The sequence below is a fragment of the Gordonia sp. CPCC 206044 genome, assembly GCF_048537895.1.
GTDB lineage: Bacteria > Actinomycetota > Actinomycetes > Mycobacteriales > Mycobacteriaceae > Gordonia.
In genome coordinates this window covers 250,377-269,831 of sequence record NZ_JBCLVL010000003.1, presented here as the reverse complement: position 1 = coordinate 269,831, position 19,455 = coordinate 250,377, and the positions used below count along the sequence as shown (strand labels likewise).

At 69.0% G+C, this 19,455-nt stretch carries 2 protein-coding genes (1 of these 2 cut by a window edge); both read right to left on the bottom strand.

Annotated elements, in window-relative coordinates; all coding sequences use genetic code 11:
- Nucleotides 1–116: 116 nt before the first annotated feature.
- Nucleotides 117–356 carry an MbtH family protein gene (locus AAFP35_RS05805; RefSeq protein ID WP_419220606.1) on the bottom strand — a complete coding sequence of 80 codons (240 nt, stop codon included), beginning with the start codon at nt 354–356 and terminating at the stop codon, nt 117–119.
- A protein-coding gene (locus AAFP35_RS05800) for a non-ribosomal peptide synthase/polyketide synthase (RefSeq protein WP_419220605.1) crosses the window boundary here: on the bottom strand, nt 353–19,455 show its 3' portion. The gene runs 5,869 nt beyond the window's last position; the window shows 19,103 of its 24,972 coding nt (coding positions 5,870–24,972); its start codon lies beyond the right edge, outside the window; it ends in the stop codon at nt 353–355. Before AAFP35_RS05800 ends, AAFP35_RS05805 begins: the two co-directional genes overlap by 4 nt.

Here is a 19,455-nt window from a genome sequence, read left to right as displayed (position 1 = left end):
ACAGTGATCTTGCTCAACATCTTCATCCGCAATGTTACGTACGTGATTGGTGATATCGGATGTGACGGATGCGCTTGATGTTCAAGTGTTATCGCCACGACACGTCACCGCGACGATCACTCCGACGATGCGCCCTTGGCCGCCTTGTCGGCCTCCATCGCGTCGATGAGGCTCTGCGGCCGCAGATCGGTCCAGTTCTTCTCCACATACTCCAGACATGCGGCCCGGCTGTCCTCACCGAAGACCTTGGTCCAGCCTGCGGGGATGTCGGCGAACGTCGGCCACAGCGAGTGCTGGTTCTCGTCGTTGACCAGCACGTAAAAACGGCCGTTCTCGTCGTCGAACGGATTCGTCATGGTTGATCCTCTCCTTCTGTGTTGCCGAGGTCGGCATCGGTGAACGGGTGGTCACCGGGGGTCAGCCACCTGTTCAGTGTCGGACCGATCACCTCGAGCGCCGCCGCGTTGGCGAGTCCGAGATGGTCGGCATCCACATCGACATTCGCGATCATCCCATCGACATGGGGTTCCCAGCCACGTGCCACCGCCCCCGGGTCATCCTTGTCCCTCGTCGCAGTGAACACCAGCAGCGGTCCGTCGAACCTCGCGGGTACGAACTGTCGGACCAGGTCTTCGCCGCAGGCGAAGCTGTTCATGACCCACTGCACCTGATCGGCGCGCAGCAACCCCATCGACGCGATCTGGTCGCGCACGATCTCGGCGACCTCATCGGCCGACGACGCCTGCACGTCGTCCCCGAGATCGAACAGGGCACGCCACCCGCCGAGGAAGTCCCCGACATCGTCACCGCCGAGGGCGACGGGCAGATCGGCCTCGTCGACGACTCGTTGCGGCACCGGCGACGAGTCCATGACGCCGAGGAAGGCCACCTCGTCGCCCTGCGCACGCAGCAACGTCGCCATCGCGTACGCGATGTAGCCGCCCAACGACCAGCCGAGAAGGTGATAGGGCCCGTGCGGTCGCACCCGGCGCATCTCCGCCACATAGCGCTGTGCCATCTCCTCGATGCTCGCCGCGCTCGGCTCGCCGGACACCGCGTGCGGGTCCTGCAGACCGTAGACCCGACGATCGCGGAGATACGGCACGAGTCCGCCGTAGAACCAGGCGAGACCACCTGCCGGATGCACACAGAACAACGGGGGCGCCGTGCCCTGCGCGTTGAGCGTGATCAGGACGTCCCCGGCGCCGGGTTCGGTACCGACCAGCCGTCCTGCGAGCCCACGCGGTGTCGGATCGTCGAACAGCCACCCGAGTTCGGCCTGATAGCCGTGGTCGTCGTCGCGCAGACGGGCCAGGACCCGCGTCGCCGACAACGAGTCCCCGCCGAGGTCGAAGAAGCCCTGGGTGGCGCCGACCCGTTCGAGTCCGAGCACCTCGGCGAACACGTCGGCGACGGCCTGCTCGTGCTCGGTGGCGGGTGGGACGTAGGTGCCGATCTCGGTGTCGATCCGCGGCTCGGGCAGCGCCCGCTTGTCGAGCTTGCCGACCGGGGTCAGCGGGAGCTCGTCGAGTATCGCGATGCTGGCCGGCACCATGTGCGTGGGTAGCCGGCGTCCGACGTACTCGCGCAGCGCGGCCGCATCGACCGTGTCGTCGGCGACCACGTATCCGGCCAGGGCGGTGGCGACCGAGCCGCCGACACCGACGACCACAGCGGTCTCCACCGCGGGATGGCCGGCCAGCACCGCCTCGATCTCGCCCAGTTCGATCCGCAGCCCGCGCAGCTTGACCTGGTCGTCGCCACGTCCGAGATAGTCGAGGACCAGGGGCCCCGATTCGTCGGACCGCCACCGGACGACGTCACCGGTCCGATACATCCGGGTTCCGGCGTGCCCGAACGGACACGCGACGAACCGTTCCGCCGTCAGACCCGGCCGGTCGAGATAACCGCGCGAGAGCGCACCACCGACCACGTAGAGCTCGCCCGGGACGCCCGCCGGCACCGGCTGCAGGTGTCCGTCGAGCACCATCAGGCCCACCCCCACCAGCGGCGCGCCCATCCGCACGGGCCGGCCTGCGGGCATCGCGTCACTGATGGTGACCCCGATGGTGGTCTCGGTGGGGCCATAGATGTTGTGCACGTTGGCATGTGGTGACCATGCGTCGACGAGCGCGGCCGGGACCGCCTCGCCGCCGGCCATGAATGCCGTCAGGTCGCCGACCGCAGCCGGATCCATCGTCGACAACACCGTCGGGGTCAGGAAGCCATGGGTGACCCGATGCGTCCGCATGAACGCCTCGAGCACCGCGCCGCCGACCGCTTCGGCGCTCCGGTAGGCGATCGTCCCGCCATTGCGCACGGCGAGTAGGTATTCGAGCACCGAAGCGTCGAAACTCGGTGAGGCGAAACCCAACACGACCGGTGCGTCGTCGACGTCGAGAATCCGGGTTTCCTGGGCGGCGAAGTTGGCAAGTCCGGTGTGCGACACCGCAACACCTTTCGGCCTGCCCGTCGATCCGGAGGTGTAGATGACGTAGGCGACGTTCTCCGGCCGAACGCGGCCGATCTTCTCGGCGTCGGTGATGTTCCCTGCGTCGAGCACCGTCAGTCGCGCCGTCATCGCCTCGTCGTCGACGCGCACCCACTCGAACCCGTGGTCGGGCAGATCGTCTGCCCCGACCCGCAGGCCGAGGATCGCTCCCGAGTCCTCCACCATGGCGGCCACTCGTTCGGGCGGATAGTCGGGGTCGATCGGTACGTACCCCGCACCGGTCTTGGCGACCGCCCAGATCGCGGTCAGCAGGTCGACGGACCGACCGATGGCCAAGGCCACCAACGACTCCACGCCGATCCCCCGTGAGATCAGCCACCGGGCCAGACGATTCGAGCGGGCGTCGAGTTCGCGGTAGGTCGATGACGCGCCGTGCCCGTCGACGACGGCCAGGCGATCCGGATGACGGTGCGCCGCATCGGCGAACATGTCCGCCAACAGGATCGGGGCGACACCGGGCCCGCCCGACACCGGTGTCAGGGCCGCCATCTGATCGGGACCGACGAGTGTGATGTCGGCGGTGACGGTGTCCGGGTGCGCGGCCACGGTGCGCAGGATCTGGGTGAGCGCACGTGCGAACACTTCGATCTGTGCGGTGTCGAAGGCAGCCGGAAGATACTTGAGCGTCAAGGACAGCGCCGCGCCCGGCAGGGGTGCCGTCGCCATGTTGAGCGGATAGTGGGTGGCGTCGGTGCCCTCGAAGTCGCGGATCTCCAGGCCACCGGTCAACGCCGCGTCCGCGGTCGACAACGATGCGGTGTCCACCGGATACGACTCGTGCACGGTCAACGTGTCGAACAGCGCGCCCGAGCCCGCGTCGGCCAGTGCGGTCAACTCCGGCAGCCCGAGGTGCTGGTGATCGAGCACCGCCACCTTCGATTCCTGCAGCCCGGCGAGGACATCGGCGATCGAGGCGCTCGGGTCCACATCGACCACCGCGGGCAGGGTGTTGATGAACAAGCCGACCATCGACTCGACACCCTCGAGATCGGCCGGGCGGCCCGACACCGTCTCGGCGAACGTGACGACCCGATTGCCGGTGAGTCGTGACAGCAAGACGGCCCACGCGAACTGCAGGACGGTCGCCACCGTCGCACCCGCTGCACGGGCTGCGGCCTCGACCCCCGCGACGAGTTCGGTGTCGAGGACGATCGAGTGATTGCGTGGCGGCTGTTCGGTACTGGCCACCGCGCCGGGCGCCACCAGGGTGGGCGCTTCGACCGGGGCCAGCACCGCGCGCCACGCCGCCAGCCCGGCAGCATGGTCGGCGATCGCGAGTCGCCGCACGTGATCGGCGAAATCACGCTCACCGCCGCCCAGCTGCCCGGTGTAGGTGGTACCCGACGCGTACAGCGCCAACAGATCCGCGAGGACCAGTGGGCCCGACCATCCGTCGATGAGGATGTGGTGGTTGGTCACCACGAGGTGCGCGGTCTCACCGTGACGGATCAGGGCGAACCGCATCAGCGGTGGTGCCGCGAGATCGAACGGCAGCGCGGCCTGCTCCTGCGCGACACGCTGCACCTCGGGGTCCACGTCCACGTCGGCGCCGAGATCGATGCTGTACCACGGAAGGTCGACCGTCTCGGGGATCACCGCGACGACCGCCCCGCTCGCCGTGCGGACGAATCCCGAACGCAACGCACGGTGATGGGTGAACAAGGCTTGCGCAGCGTCGCGCAGCCGCCGCTCGTCGATGTCCCCGCCCATCGTGAGCACCGCCTGGACCACGTACACGTCCATCGCGTCGGTCTCGCTCGCCACGGCGAGTTCCGCCTGGAAATGCAGCCCTCGCTGCAGCGGCGAGAGCGGCCACACGTCCGCGCGTGGGTAGCGCTGCGCGAGGGTGTCGAGATCCGACTGGGTGACGTCGCTGCCCGGGACATCGGCAGGCGACGGTCCGGGGTCGCCCATCGCCTCGACCTGATCGACGATCGCGGCCAGCTCCCCACCCCACCGCTGCGTGAGATCACGAACATCGTCGGCACCGAGAATCTCACGTGCATACAGGAAGTCGGCCACCAGCTCACGCCCGGACCCGCTCGTGGCGGTACCCACGTTGACGGTGAGGACGTTCATCGCCGACATCGCGCCGGACACCGTCGCCGGCAGGGCCGGAGCGGTCGGATCGGTCAAGAACGGCACCGACGGCCCGTCGTCACCCGCGCGTGTGCCCGCACCGAAGAAGTTGAATCCGATCGACGGCAATTCGGTGGCGGCCAGACGATCGTCCCCACCGAATCGCAACAGGCCGAAGCCCACTCCACGGTCAGGGGTCCGCAGGCGCTCCTCCTTGGCCGCCTTCACCGCATGCACCGGGTCCGACGACGGATCCAGCGCCGTCGGCACCAGGGTGGTGAACCAGCCCACCGTGCGCGACACGTCCGCCGACCTCGGATCCGGTCCCGCCTCGAACACTTCGTCGTACCGACCGTGCCCTTCCACCAGCACCGTGACCGGGCCGTCCGCATCGATCCCCCGCGCGATCTGCCAGCCGCGTACGGCCCGTGCCAGACCGGCCAGCAGCGCGTCGTTGACGTTGCCCGCGAAGGCTTCCGGAATGCGCGTCAGCAACGACTCGGTCACCGACGTCGGGATGCGGACCGACACCGTCTCGGTGGTGGAGAACCGGTCCCGGTCGCGGTCGCGAGGCGTACCGAAATCGGTGGCGCCCCGGCCCACCCGGGCCAGCCAGTGGTCGACCTCGTCGCGACGGGTCTCGACCTGCGCCGCCAGCGCGGCATGCCAGGCGCGGGCCGAGGTCACCTCGCCGCGCACCGACGGCTCCTGGCCGGATTCCAGTTGCGCCCAGACCGTGATCAGGTCCTCGATCAGGATCGGCCAGGACACCGCATCCACGCCGAGATGGTGGATCGCCAGGACCACTCGCGCGCCGTCGGGCGCGGCCACCGACACCGCCGAGACCAGCACACCCGTCGCGGGGTCGAGCCGCCGTAGGGCCTCGGTGTGCGCGTCGCGCAGGGCGGCGTCGAACCCATCGGTACCCAGGCGCGCCGACACCTCGACCACCGCGCTCACCGGCCCGGCACCCGCACCCGCCGTGTACGTCCACCGGTCGCAGTCGCGCTCCAGTCGTGCCGACAGCAGCGGGTGTGCCGCCACCACGGCGCGCAGCACACGGTCGAGCAACTCCTCGTCGAGCGCCTCCGGCGCAACCAGGACCATGGCCTGCGAGAAGTCCGCGAAATCAGCTGGGGTGTCGGATAGTTCGAGCATCCACCAGGCCACCGGCGGAAGGTCGACCGCCCCCACACCCCCGCCGACGGGCTCGTCGAGAGGACGTGACGTCCCACCACCGTCGGCGAGCATCCGGGCTATCGCTCGCACCGATTTGTGTTCGAAGACGTCGCGCGGCGATACGAGCAGACCTTCGGCGCGCGCCGCTGAGGACAGCGAGATGGCGAGGATCGAATCGCCGCCGAGCGCGAAGAAGGAGTCCACCACACTGACCCGGTCGACCCCCAGGACACCGGCGACGATGCGGGCCAATGCCTGCTCGGTGGACGATTCCGGGGCCACGTCGTCGGCGGACGAACCCGCGATCGTCGGCGCCGGAAGCGCCGCGCGGTCGAGTTTGCCGTTGGCCGTCAAGGGCAGAGCGTCGATCACGGTGACCACCGCGGGCACCATGTAGCCCGGCACCCGACGGGCCACATCGTCGCGCAGCCGGCGTGGCTCGACCACGACCCCGGCGTCTGCGACGACGTACGCGACCAACTGCTCACCGCGACCGGGCAGTTCGATGATGTCGGCGGCCGCCGCCGCGACACCGTCGCATCCGAGCAGTGCGGCCTCGATCTCGCCGTACTCGATCCGGAAACCGTGCAGTTGCACCTGCGCGTCTCCTCGGCCGAGGTACTCGATGTCGCCGTCGACCCGTCGCGCGAGGTCGCCGGTGCGGTACATGCGAGAGCCCGTGCCGGACGGATCGGGACCGAACGGATTGGCCACGAACCGGGTGGACGACAGCCCGGCGCGGCGCAGGTACCCGCGGGCCAGTTGTCCACCGGTGACGTACATCTCGCCGACCACACCGGGTGCGACCGGATGCAGACGGTCGTCGAGGATGTGGATCGCCAACGAACCCAGGGGCCGACCGATGAGCGAGGCGTCCCCGGCCGCGACCAGTTCCGGATCCAGGGGCCGGAAGCTGACGTGCACCGTCGTCTCGGTGATGCCGTACATGTTGACCAGTTGCGGTCCGGCCTGATCGGAGCCGCTCGCCGCCCGGTCGTCATACCACCTGCGCACCTGGTCGAAGCTCAGCGCTTCTCCACCGAAGACGATGTAGCGCAACGGGATCGCCACATCGTTGCGGCGTCGGGCGTCAATCAGCTGGTAGAAGGCCGACGGTGTCTGGCTGAGGACGGTGACCCCTTCGGCGGCCAGCATCACGACGAAGGCATCCGGGTCGCGGGCCACTGCTCGATCGACGATCACCACACGCGCGCCGGACAGGAACGGTCCCCACAGTTCCCACACCGAGAAGTCGAAGGCGTAGGAATGGAACATCGTCCACACGTCGGTGGGACGGAAGTCGAAGTCGCCGGCGGCGGTGTCCATCAGTGTCACCACGTCGCGGTGGGTGATCTCCACACCCTTCGGCTGTCCGGTCGACCCGGAGGTGTAGATGACATAGGCCCGGGACTCCGGATGTACCGCGACCGTCACGGGCGCACGATCGGCTCCCTCGACGACGAGATCACCCACCTCGACAGAGGTCACACCGGTCGGCAGGTCACCGAACAGTTCGTGGTCACGTGTCGTGGCATCGGTGATCAGGACGTCGACCGCGGCATCGGTGACGATGTAGGCCAGCCGTTGCGCCGGGTTGGTGGTGTCCAGGGGCAGATAGGCCGCCCCGGACTTGAGCACACCGAGGATGGCGACCGGCAGTTCCACCCCGCGGCCGGTGGCGACACCCACCAGATCACCCACCCGCACGCCGCGGGCGCGCAGCGCGGCGGCCACCGCGTCGGATCGCGTGTCGAGTTCGCCGTAGGTGAGTGACACCCCGTCACCGGTGACCGCCTGCCGGTGGCGGTGCCGAACGACCGTGCGCGCGAACAGATCGACCAGACCCGACTCGGCATTCGCGGTCCGCGTGACCGGGGCCGGCAACTGGGCGAGCGCGTCGAGTTCGTCCGCCGAGAGCAGACCGACGTCGCCGACCGGCGTGCTCGGTGCCGTGACAAGGTCCCCCAGCACCCGGACGAAGCGCTGCGCCAACGACCGGATGGTCGCCTCGTCGAACAGATCGGTCGCATAGACGATCTGTGCGGGCCAGGCGATGTCGCCACCGTCGGCGGCGACGGCGAAGGTGAGATCCACCTTGGCGGGCGTCTCGGGCGCCGCGACCGGCGAGATGTCCAGCCCGGCAACCGACATCGTGTCACCGGTGCTCGCCGTCGTGTTCTGGTGGAACGTGAGCAGCACCTGGGTGAGCGGCGCGAAGGCCTCCGAACGCACCGGATTCATGCGCTCCACGAGTGTCTCGAAGGGCAGATCGGTGTGTGCGAAGGCGTCCAGATCGGTCACCGCGACCTGGTCGAGCAGATCGGTGAACGGCATGCTCGAGTCGATGCGGGTACGCAACACGAGCGTGTTGACGAACATGCCGACGAGATCGTCGAGGACCCGCCGTCCGCGGCCCGCGACCGGGGTGCCCACCGCGATGTCGTCGGTCGCCGACAACCGGGCGAGCAGCACCGCCAACGCCGCGTGCACGACCATGAACTCGGTCACGCCGTGCGTGCGGGACATCGCACCGATGCGGGCCACCACGTCGGAGGGCACCTCGAAGGAGATCTGTGCCCCACGCTCCGACGCGACGGCCGGCCGGGCGCGGTTGCCGGGCAGATCCAGCACGTCCGGAAGACCCGCGAGCTGATCGGTCCAGTACGAGAGCTGCCGCCCGACAACCGACTCCGGATCGTCCGCGGAACCGAGGACATCGTGCTGCCAGATGGCGAAGTCGGCGAACTGCACGGCGAGCGGCGCGAACTGCGGTGCGGTACCGGCGGCGCGGGCCGTGTATGCGGCGACGAGGTCGGTCACCAGCGGGGTCATCGACTCACCGTCGGCCGCGATGTGGTGCGCCACGATGGCGCAGACGTGTTCGCGTTCACCGACGCGATGCACGCGCACCCGCAACGGCCACTCGGTGCTGACGTCGAAACCTGCCGACACCGCGGCGATCAACGCCTCCGCCGATGCGACGGTGTCCCAGTCGAGGCGATCGGCGACATCGGCGGTCGACCAGATCTGTTGCACCGGGGTGCCGTCAGGCGCGGGGAACGTGGTCCGCAACACCTCGTGGCGGCACACCACGTCCACGACGGCTGCGTGCAGGGCAGCGACATCCAAGTCGCCGACCAGACGGAGCAACACCGGGACGTTGTACGTCGACGCGGTCGGGTCGAACTGGTTGATGAACCACATCCGCGACTGCGCGAACGACAGCGGAACATGCTGCGGCCGAACCGGAACCGCGACGACCGGGGCCAGGTCGGTGCCGCTCCCCCGACCTGCCACCGTGGCCGCAAGGCCCCGCACGGTCGGCGACTCGAACAGATCTCGCACCGAGACATCGGTGTCGAACACCTCGCCGACCCGCGCGGCGACCCTGGTCGCCGACAACGAGTTGCCACCCGCGTCGAAGAAACTCTCCACCACGCTGATCTCGTCGACACCGAGCACCTCCGCGAACACCGCCGCGACCGCGTGCTCGGCGTCGGTGTCGGCTGCCACCACCACGTCTGCCTGCGCGGCATCGGGCTCGGGTAGCGCACGCTTGTCGAGCTTCCCGACGGGCGTGAGTGGCAGCGCGTCGAGGATCGTGATGCTCGACGGCACCATGTGCGTGGGCAACCGTTCACCGACAAAAACGCGCAGTCGCCCGGTGTCCACCGGCGCCCGCAGCACGACGTACGCCGCCAATGCGGAGGCGACCGAACCACCGACGCCGACCACCACGGCGGCATCCACCAGCGGATGCGACGTCAGCACCGACTCGATCTCACCCAACTCGATGCGCAGCCCCCGCAACTTGACCTGATCGTCGCTGCGGCCCACGTACTCGAGGACGAGCTCGCCACCGTCGTCGTGTCGCCATCGCACCACATCACCGGTGCGGTACAACCGGTCACCGGACGCCCCGAAGGGATCTGCCACGAACCGGCCTGCGGTGAGCCCGGCCCGCTTCACGTAGCCGCGCGCCAGCGCGTCTCCGGACACGTACAGCTCTCCGGCCACCCCGACCGGAACCACACGCAGACGTGTGTCAAGCACCATGAGTCCGACCCCGGCGATCGGCGAACCCATCGTCGTCGCCGTCCCGGGGCGCTTCGCGGCGCTCATGGTGACCACGATCGTCGTCTCGGTCGGACCATAGAAATCGTGGAACGACACCCGCGGCCCCCAGCGATCGACCAGGGTCTGTGGCACGGCCTCGCCCCCGGCAGCCAGCGCATGCAGCCCCGGCACTGCATCCGGGTCGAGTGTCGCGAGCACGGTCGGCGTGAGGAAGGCGTGCGTCACCTGCTCGTCATACATGAACCGCGCCAACGGTTCTCCGCCCAGCGCGTCGTCGGGCCGGTAGACCAGCGTCGCGCCTGCAGCCGTCGCCAGCAACCACTCCAGCACCGATGCGTCGAAACTCAACGACGCGAACCCGAGCACCCGCGCCCCGACGGTGACGTCGAGTCGACGTACCTCCGCCTGCGCGAAGTTGTCGAGCGCGCGAGCCGTCACCTGCACGCCCTTCGGCGTGCCCGTCGACCCCGAGGTGTAGATCACGTAGGCGACCGCATCGAGGTGTGGGCTGCCGATGATCTCGCCCGCCCGCAGCGGCCCCGAATCCAATCGCCCTACCCGAGAAACGAACCCGTCGTCGTCGATCAACGTCCAGTCGACCTCGTCACCCAGTCCGGCACGATGGTGTGCGGTCGTCACGCCGATGGCGACGCCGGAATCGGTGAGCATGTGCGCGATCCGATCGGGCGGATAGTCGGGATCGATGGGCAGATAACCCGCACCGGTCTTCGCGACCGCCCAGATGGCGGTCAACAACTCCACCGACCGACCGATGGCCAAGGCGACCAACGATTCCACCCCGATGCCCTTGCCGATCATCCACCGCGCCAGCCGGTTCGACCGGGCGTCGATCTCGGCATACGTCAACGACCCACCGGCGGTGTCGGTCACCGCCACCCGGTCTGGAAGCTGCTCGACCACGTCGGCGAACACGTCTCGTGGCAGTCGCGATCCCCGGCTCGCCCCACCCGACACCGGGGCCAGAGACGCCTGCTCCTCGGGAGCCAGCAGGTCGATGTCACCCACCTGGAGAGTCGGGTCGGCGACCATACCCTCCACCACCCGCACCCAGGCATCGGCGATCGACCGTACCGTCGACTCATCGAACAGTGCTCGCGCATAGACGAACTCGGCGGTCATCGCGGAGGCCGCCGTGCGCCCCGTGACGCTGACCGCCATGTCGAACTTGGCCACCTGATCGGGCAGCGCGATCGGCTCGGCGACGAGCCCGGCCGCTGCCACCTCGTCCGTATCGGACGCGGCCTCGACATGTGCGAACGCGATCTGCACGAGCGGTTCGAACGCCGTCGACCGCACCGGCGCGATCTCCTCGATGAGATCCTCGAACGCGACATCGGCATGGGCGAAGGCATCGAGATCGGTGGCCCGCACCGACGACACCACGTCGGCCACCGACCGCGTCGGCTCGATTCCCGTACGCAGGACCAACGTGTTGACGAACATCCCCACCAGATCGTCGAGGGCGGCGTCGGTACGTCCGGCGATCGGCGACCCGAGCACCACGTCCGTGGTGGCGGCCATCCTGGCCACCGTGATCGCCACCGACACATGGGCGGCCATGAAGCCGGTGATCCCGTGGTCGACGGCGAAGTGTTCGAGCCGCTGCGCCAACGCGTCGTCGACAGTCACCGAGACGACACCGGCGTCGGCGCTGCGCACTGCCGGACGCGGCCGATCCATCGGTAGATCGGTCACCTGCGGGAGGCCGACGAGATGGTCGCGCCAGTAGTCCATCTGCCGTCCCAGCGGACTGTCCGGATCGTCCACGCTGCCCAACGTCGCGCGCTGCCACAGCGCGAAGTCGGCATACTGCACCTCGAGTGGCTCGAGTGCCGGCGCATCCGATTCGATGCGGGCGCGGTACGCGACCAGCAGATCCCGCACGAACACCGACGTGGACCCACCGTCAAAGGCGATGTGGTGCACCGTCAACGCCACCTCGTGGACGCCGTCGCCGGTCCGTCGCAATCGGCCACGGATCGGCAGTTCGTCCGAGACGTCGAACCCACGCATGGCCGATTCGACGAGCTGCCCACGGTCGTCCACGACCGACCAGTCGAGCCGCTCGCGGGCCGACCCCGGATCGAGGATGCGCTGGTAGGGCCCCTCGGCATCCAGGCCGTACAACGTGCGCAGCACCTCGTGACGTTGCATCACATCCCCGACCGCGCCACGCAAGGCCGCCGCATCGAGATCGCCACGAAGGCGCAACATCATCGGCACGTTGTACGCCGCCGACGACGGGTCGAACCGGTTGATGAACCACATCCGCGCCTGCGCGGCCGACAACGGCAGACGACCGGGTCGCGGCATCGCCGTCAACGGCGGCAGGCCCTGCCCACGGCCGCCGAGGGCGACGACGAGCTCACGAACGGTGGGAGCGTCGAAGAGGTCGCGCACCGACACCTCGACACCCATCGACTGCGCGACCCGGGCCGCCACACGCATCGCGGCCAGCGAGTTGCCGCCCATGTCGAAGAACGACTCGGTGACGCCCACCCGATCGAGCCCGAGCACCTCGGCGACGATCGCCGCCACCATCGTCTCGCCCTGTCCCTCCGGCGCAGTCTCCACACGCGCCTCGAACACCGGCGCAGGCAACGACTTCCGATCGAGCTTGCCCGAACTGCTCACCGCGATCTCGTCGAGAGGCGACCACACCGACGGACGCATGTACTCCGGCAGCGCCGCCGCGACGTGCTCGATCACCGCGTCCAGATCGACCGTGGACGGCGAAAGATACGCGACCAGATGATCCCCGCCAGAGGGCGACTGCGCGACCACGCACGCCGCGTGCACGACTCCCGGAGCCGAGGCGATGACAGATTCGATCTCACCGAGCTCGATCCGCTGACCACGCAACTTCACCTGGAAGTCGGTGCGGCCCAAGTACTCGATCTCCCCCGCGCCATCGCGACCGGTGTGGGTCCGAACCAGATCCCCCGTCCGATACAACCGACCGCCCGGCGCGCCGAACGGGTCGGCGACGAAACGCTCCGCGGTCAGGCCCGGCCGAGATGCGTAACCGCGTGCCACCTGCACGCCACCGAGATAGAGCTCACCCGGGACCCCCGGCGGCACCGGATGCAATCGCGCATCGAGCACATGGGCCGACGTGTTCCACACCGGCCGCCCGATCGGGACCGACACATCCCGATGCGTCACGTCCAGCGACGTGACATCCACGGTGGCCTCCGTGGGACCGTAGAGATTGTGGATGGCCACCGTCGGCAACAATTCGTGCGCCTGCACCACGATCGCAGGCGGCAGCGCCTCCCCCGACGCGAGCAGCCACCGGAGCGAACCGAACTCCGAGAATCGTTCCGCAGGAACAATATCCAGGAAGACCGCCAGCATCGACGGGACGAAATGCACCGAGGTCACCCGTTGATCGGCGATCACGTCGGCGATGTGATCGGGTTCGAGGTGCCCGCCGGGCCGCAGAACCACCATCGTTGCACCCGCGAGCAACGGACCGAACAACTCCGGCACCGACACGTCGAAGGTGAACGGCGTCTTGACCAGGACTCGGTCGTCGCTCGACCAGTCGAATTCGTCGAGGCACCAACGCAACCGGTTCATCGCCGCAGCGTGCGACACGGTCACACCCTTCGGCCGCCCCGTCGAACCCGAGGTGAACAGGGTGTACAGGGCGTCGTCGGGCCGCAGCGGGGATCTGCGGTCTGCGTCGGTCACCGGACCGGCGGACAGATCGACCGCCTCGTCGGCGTCCACCGCGACCACCTCGACACGATCACCGAGCTCGACGACCGCAGCCGGTGGCACTCCCGGGCCGACGAGCACGATCCGCACCTCGGCGGTGTCGACCATGTAGCGCACCCGCTCACCCGGCGCCTGCGGATCCATCGGCACATACTGTCCGCCCGCGGCGACGACTGCGTGGATGGCCACCACCGCTTCGACCGAACGATCCAGGGACACACCGACGGCCGTACCCGGGCCGACGCCGCGGGCGATCAGCTGACGGGCCAGCACCGCGATGCGTGCGCTCAGTTCCCCGCCGCTGACCACCCGGCTGGCGAACACCACTGCCTCGCCATCCGGGTCGGAGTCCATCTGTGCGGCAATCGCATCCGGCATCGTCTCCGGTCCCAATGCGACGATCGGGCCGACGGCGGTGTCGAGCACGGCCCGACGTTGCACCGATCCCAGCAGGTCGGCGTCACCGACCGCGAACTCCGGCCGCGTGACCAAGCGGGTGAGCAGGTCGACGAAACGCTCGGCGAAACTCTGCACGGTCGACTCGTCGAACAGATCGGTCGCATAGACCATCGAACCGGACCAGTCCCGGCCGGGTGACGCCGTGCTCACCGTGACCGCCAGGTCCATCTGCGCAGCGACGACCGGGGGCGCCATCGAGGTGATCCGCAGGCCGCGCACCGTGAGCTCGGCCTGCTCGGCCGATGCCGCCGGATCGAAGGACAGCATCACCTGCGCGAGCGGGGTGAACGATTCCGAACGCACCGGGTTCACCGTGTCCACGACGGTCTCGAACGGGACGTCGGAATGGGTGAACGCATCGAGGTCGATCACCCGCACCCGATCGAGCAACCCGGCGAAGTCCTCACCGAGATCGATGGCGGTTCGCAGCACGAGCGTGTTGACGAACATGCCGACGAGCGGTTCCAGGGCAGCCTGTCCGCGGCCCGCGATCGGGGTGGCGACCGCGACGTCGCCGCCCGCGGACAAGCGTGCCAGCAGCACCGCCAAACCGGCGTGCACGACCATGAACGGCGTGACCCCGTACCGCTCGGCGAGCGCACCGATGTCATCGCCGAGCGCGGCGGGGATCGTGAAGCCGACACGGTCGCCGCGATGGGACGCCACCGCCGGCCGGATCCGGTCGGCGGGCAGCTCGAGCAGATCGGGCAACCCGTCCAGATGCTCCGTCCAATAGGCCAATTGGCGTGCCACGGGCGATCCGGGATCCTCGGCCGATCCGAGGGCCCGACGTTGCCAGACAGCGTGGTCGGCGGCCTGGACCGGCAGCGGCGGCAGGTGCGGACCGTGCCCGTCGGCACGTGCCTCGTATGCGGCCATGATGTCGGTCACCAGCGGCAACATCGATTCCCCGTCGGCGGCGATGTGATGTGCCACCAGCGCGATGACGTGTTCGTCGCGGCCCGCGTGCCAGAGACGCACACGCAGCGGCCAGTCCTGCGTCAGGTCGAATCCCGCCCGCACCGCCGCGTCCAGGTCGTCACGCGTCGACACCACCGCCCAGTCCAGACGGTCCACCGCATCGTCGGCGGGATCGATCTGCTGCACCGGGACCCCGTCGATCGTCGGGAAGGTGGTGCGCAGGATCTCGTGCCGCATCACCACATCGACGACCGCCGCCCGCAAGGCATGCGGATCGAGGACGCCGGTCAGTCGCAGCAGCACCGGGAGGGTGTAGCTGGCGGTATCGGGATCGAACCGGTTGATGAACCAGATCCTCGTCTGGGCGAACGACAGCGGGATCGGCACCGGTCGCGGTGCGCCTGCTTCCAGTGGTGGCAGGGTGCGCACCGCCGACTCCACCACCACCGCCAGCTGACGGACACTGGGCGCCTCGAAGAGGTCACGCACGGAGACGTCGGCACCAACCGCGTCGGCGATCCGTGCGGCCACCCGCATCGCCGACAACGAGTTCCCGCCGAGCGTGAAGAACGACTCGGTCACCCCCACGCGTTGGACGCCGAGCACCTCGGCGAACACGTCGGCGAGCACCGTTTCGGTCCCCGATGCCGGCGCCACCACCTCACCGGTCGCGAACACCGGTTCCGGCAACGACTTCCGGTCCAACTTGCCCGAACTGCCGAGGGCGATGTCGTCGAGGACCATCCACACCGACGGACGCATGTACTCCGGCAAGGCCGACGCGACGTGGTCGGTGACCGCGTCCAGGTCGACCGTGGCGGGCGACAGGTACCCGACGAGATGCTGTCCACCCGACGGTGATTCCGAGACGGTACACACCGCGTGCACGACGCCGGGCGCCGCTGCGAGTACGGATTCGATCTCGCCGAGCTCGATCCGCTGCCCCCGTAGCTTCACCTGGAAGTCCGTGCGACCGAGATACTCGACCTCCATCGCACCGTCGCGACCGATGTTCCACCGCACCAGGTCTCCGGTGCGGTACAGACGGGCACCCGGCGGACCGAACGGGTCGGCCACGAACCGCTCCGCGGTCAGGCCGGCGCGCGCGGCATACCCTCGGGCCACCTGCACACCACCCAGGTATAACTCGCCGGGCACGCCCGGGGGCACCAGATCCAGTCGGGCGTCGAGCACCAGCGTGGAGGTGTTCCACACCGGCACACCGATGGGGACGGACCGTTCGGCGTGCGTGACGTCGGCGACCGCCACCTCGACGGCGGCCTCGGTCGGGCCGAACAGATTGATGATCGAGACCTGCGGCAACGCGGCGTGCGTCTGGGCCACCACCGCGGGTGGCAACGCCTCCCCCGAGCAGAACACCCACCGCAACGAGTCCAACGCCCGGATACGTCGGGCCGGAACCACGTCGAGGAACACCGACAGCATCGACGGGACGAAATGCACCGAGGTGGCCGCCGTGGTCGAGATCAGTTCCGCGAGGTAACCGGGATCGGCGTGACCGCCGGGTCGGGCGATCACCACCGTGGCACCGGACATCAACGGCGCGAACAGTTCCGGAACCGACACGTCGAAGGTGACCGGGGTCTTCTGCACGATCCGGTCGCCGATGGTCCAGGGATACTGCTCGAGTCCCCACCACAGTCGGTTCGCCACCGACGCGTGGGTGACCGTCACCCCCTTGGGTCGGCCGGTGGACCCGGAGGTGAACATCGTGTACAGGGCATCGCCGGTTCGCAACGGCGCCAACCGATCCTCGTCGGTCACCGGTGGAGTCGTCAGGTCGACCCCGCCGTCGGCATCCACCTCGACGATGGTGACGCGGTCGAGTTCGGTCAGCGCCGCGGGGACCCGACCGGCCGATACCGCGACCACGCCGACACCGGCGGTCTGCACCATGTACCGCACGCGGTCGGCCGGCGCGGCGGTGTCGAACGGCACGTACTGGCCGCCTGCGGCCACGATGGCGTGGATGGCGACGACGAACTCGACAGACCGCTCCACCGAGACGCCGACGGGCACCTCGGGCCCCACTCCCATCGCGATCAACTGCCGGGCCACCACCGAGACCCGGGCACCGAACTCTCGGTAGGTCACCTCCCGGCCCTCGAACATCAACGCGATCGCCTGCGGAGTCGCAAGCACCTGGGCGGCAACGGCGTCGGCCACCGTCAGGTCGGCCACACCGACCTCCGGGCCGAACGATTCGGCGGCGATCAGGCGGCGGCGTGCGTCGTCGACCAGCGCGACGTCGGCGACCACGGTGTCGGGTGCGGTCGCGATCGTCTGCAGGATCTGCATCAGAGCGTCGGCGAACACGCCGATCTGTTCATCGCCGAAGGCCGCGGGCAGGTACTTGAGTGTCACCGACAGCCGGTCCCCGTGAGGCGAGGTGACCATGTTCAGCGGGTAGTGGGTGGAATCGCTCAGCGCGATGTCCGCGATCTCCAGCCCACCGGTCGCCGTGGCGTCGGCGGTGGCGAGGGCCTCGGTGTCCACCGGATACGATTCGTGCACCGTGAGCGTGTCGAAGAGCGGTCCACCCGCCGCAGCGTCGGCGACCCGCATCAGGTCGGCCAGACCGAGGTGCTGATGATCGAGCACCTCGACCTTCGACTCCTGTAGCCGGGCGATCACCTCCGCGATGCGACGGCCCGGATCGACGTCCACCACGACCGGCAGGGTGTTGATGAACAGCCCCACCATCGAGGCCACACCCTCGAGATCGGCCGGACGACCCGACACCGTCTCGCCGAACACGACGACCCGGTTGCCGGTCAACCGCGACAGCAGCACCGACCACGCGAACTGCAGCACGGTCGCGACCGTCGCCCCCGATGCCCGCGCCGCAGCCTCCAGCCCTGCGGTCACCTCCGCTCCCACCTGCACCGTCAGGTCACGCGGCAATGCATCGCGAGTCGCCTCCACGCCCGGCGCGACCAGTGTCGAGCCCTCCAGCGCAGCGAGCACATCACGCCAGACGGCGATTCCCGCCTCACGATCGGCGACGGCCTGACGACGCACGTGATCGGCGAAATCTGCTGCGCCGTCGCCGATCTGCCCCGTGTAGGTGGCCCCCGCGGCATACAGGGCGAGCAGGTCCGCGAGGACCAGAGGTCCCGACCAACCGTCGAACAGGATGTGGTGGTTGGTGATGACGACCGTGACGCCCACCGCGTCACGCAGCACCACCACCCGCAGCAGCGGCGGTTCGGCGAGATCGAACGGGGTCACCCGCTCGTGGGCGATCACGTCGTCGACGACGGACCGGCGTCGGGCGTCGTCGATCTCCCCGAGTTCGACCGTGCGCCAGGGTATCCGGACATCATCGCCGACGACCGCGACCACCGCACCGCCGTCGGTGGTGACAAACGCCGACCGCAACACCCGATGGTGTTCGAGCAGACTCTCGACCGCCGCCCGCAGCCGCTCCTCGTCGACATCCCCGGTCAACCGCAATGTCGCCTGACTGACGTAGACGTCGACCGCCTCGTGCCCGTCGTCGGCGGTGGCGAGCGCCGACTGTAGATACAGACCCTTCTGCAGAGTGGCCAGCGGCCACACCTGCGCGCCCGGATGGGTGAGCGCCAACGCATCGAGATCGGCCTGCGTGACGCCCGTGCCCGGGACATCCGACGGAGACAGGCCCGGATCGCCGCTCCGAATGCTCGCGACCACACCGGCCAGTTCCACCGACCACCGGCCGATGAGGTCTTCCGCGTCGGAGGCGGACAGGACGTGTTCGGCGAACAACACGTCGGCGACGAGTTGCCTGCCCGCCGAGGTCCCGGCCATACCCACGTTCAGCGTCACCGCACCGGTGGCACCCATCGCCCCGGACACCGTCGCGGGCAGTACCGGTGCCTGCGCGTCGACGGCGAACGGAATCCCGACCGACGCGTCGTCACGACCTCGTCCACCGACGCCGAAGAAGTTGAAACCGATGGTCGGCAGCGCCCGACCGGAGAGGCGCTGGTCGCCACCGAATCGCAATGGGCCGAAACCCATCCCGTGATCGGGTTGTCCGAGCCGTTCCTCCTTGGCGGCCTTCACCGCGTGCACGACATCCGTCGACGGGTCGACGAGCATCGGGGCGATGGTGGTGAACCAGCCGACCGTTCGCGACAGGTCGGCGCGGCGCGGCCGCGGACCGATCACCGCCCTGTCCTCGTAGCGTCCGTGGCCTTCGACCAGGACGCCGACCGGCGTGTCCTCATCGATTCCGCGAGCGTTCTGCCAGGACCGCACGGCACGCGCCAGCGCGGCGACGAGAGCGTCGTTGACGTGGGCGCCGAAGGCCGCAGGTACCGCGGTGACCAACGCCTCCGAGACGTCGGCGTCCACCCGGTGTCGTATCGAGCGCACCGACGAGAGCCTGTCGCGCACCGGATCGACAGCGACACCGAGGTTCGTCGGCTCGGGCAATCGGGACAGCCAGTAGGGTGCCTCCGCGTCTCGCCGGTCCA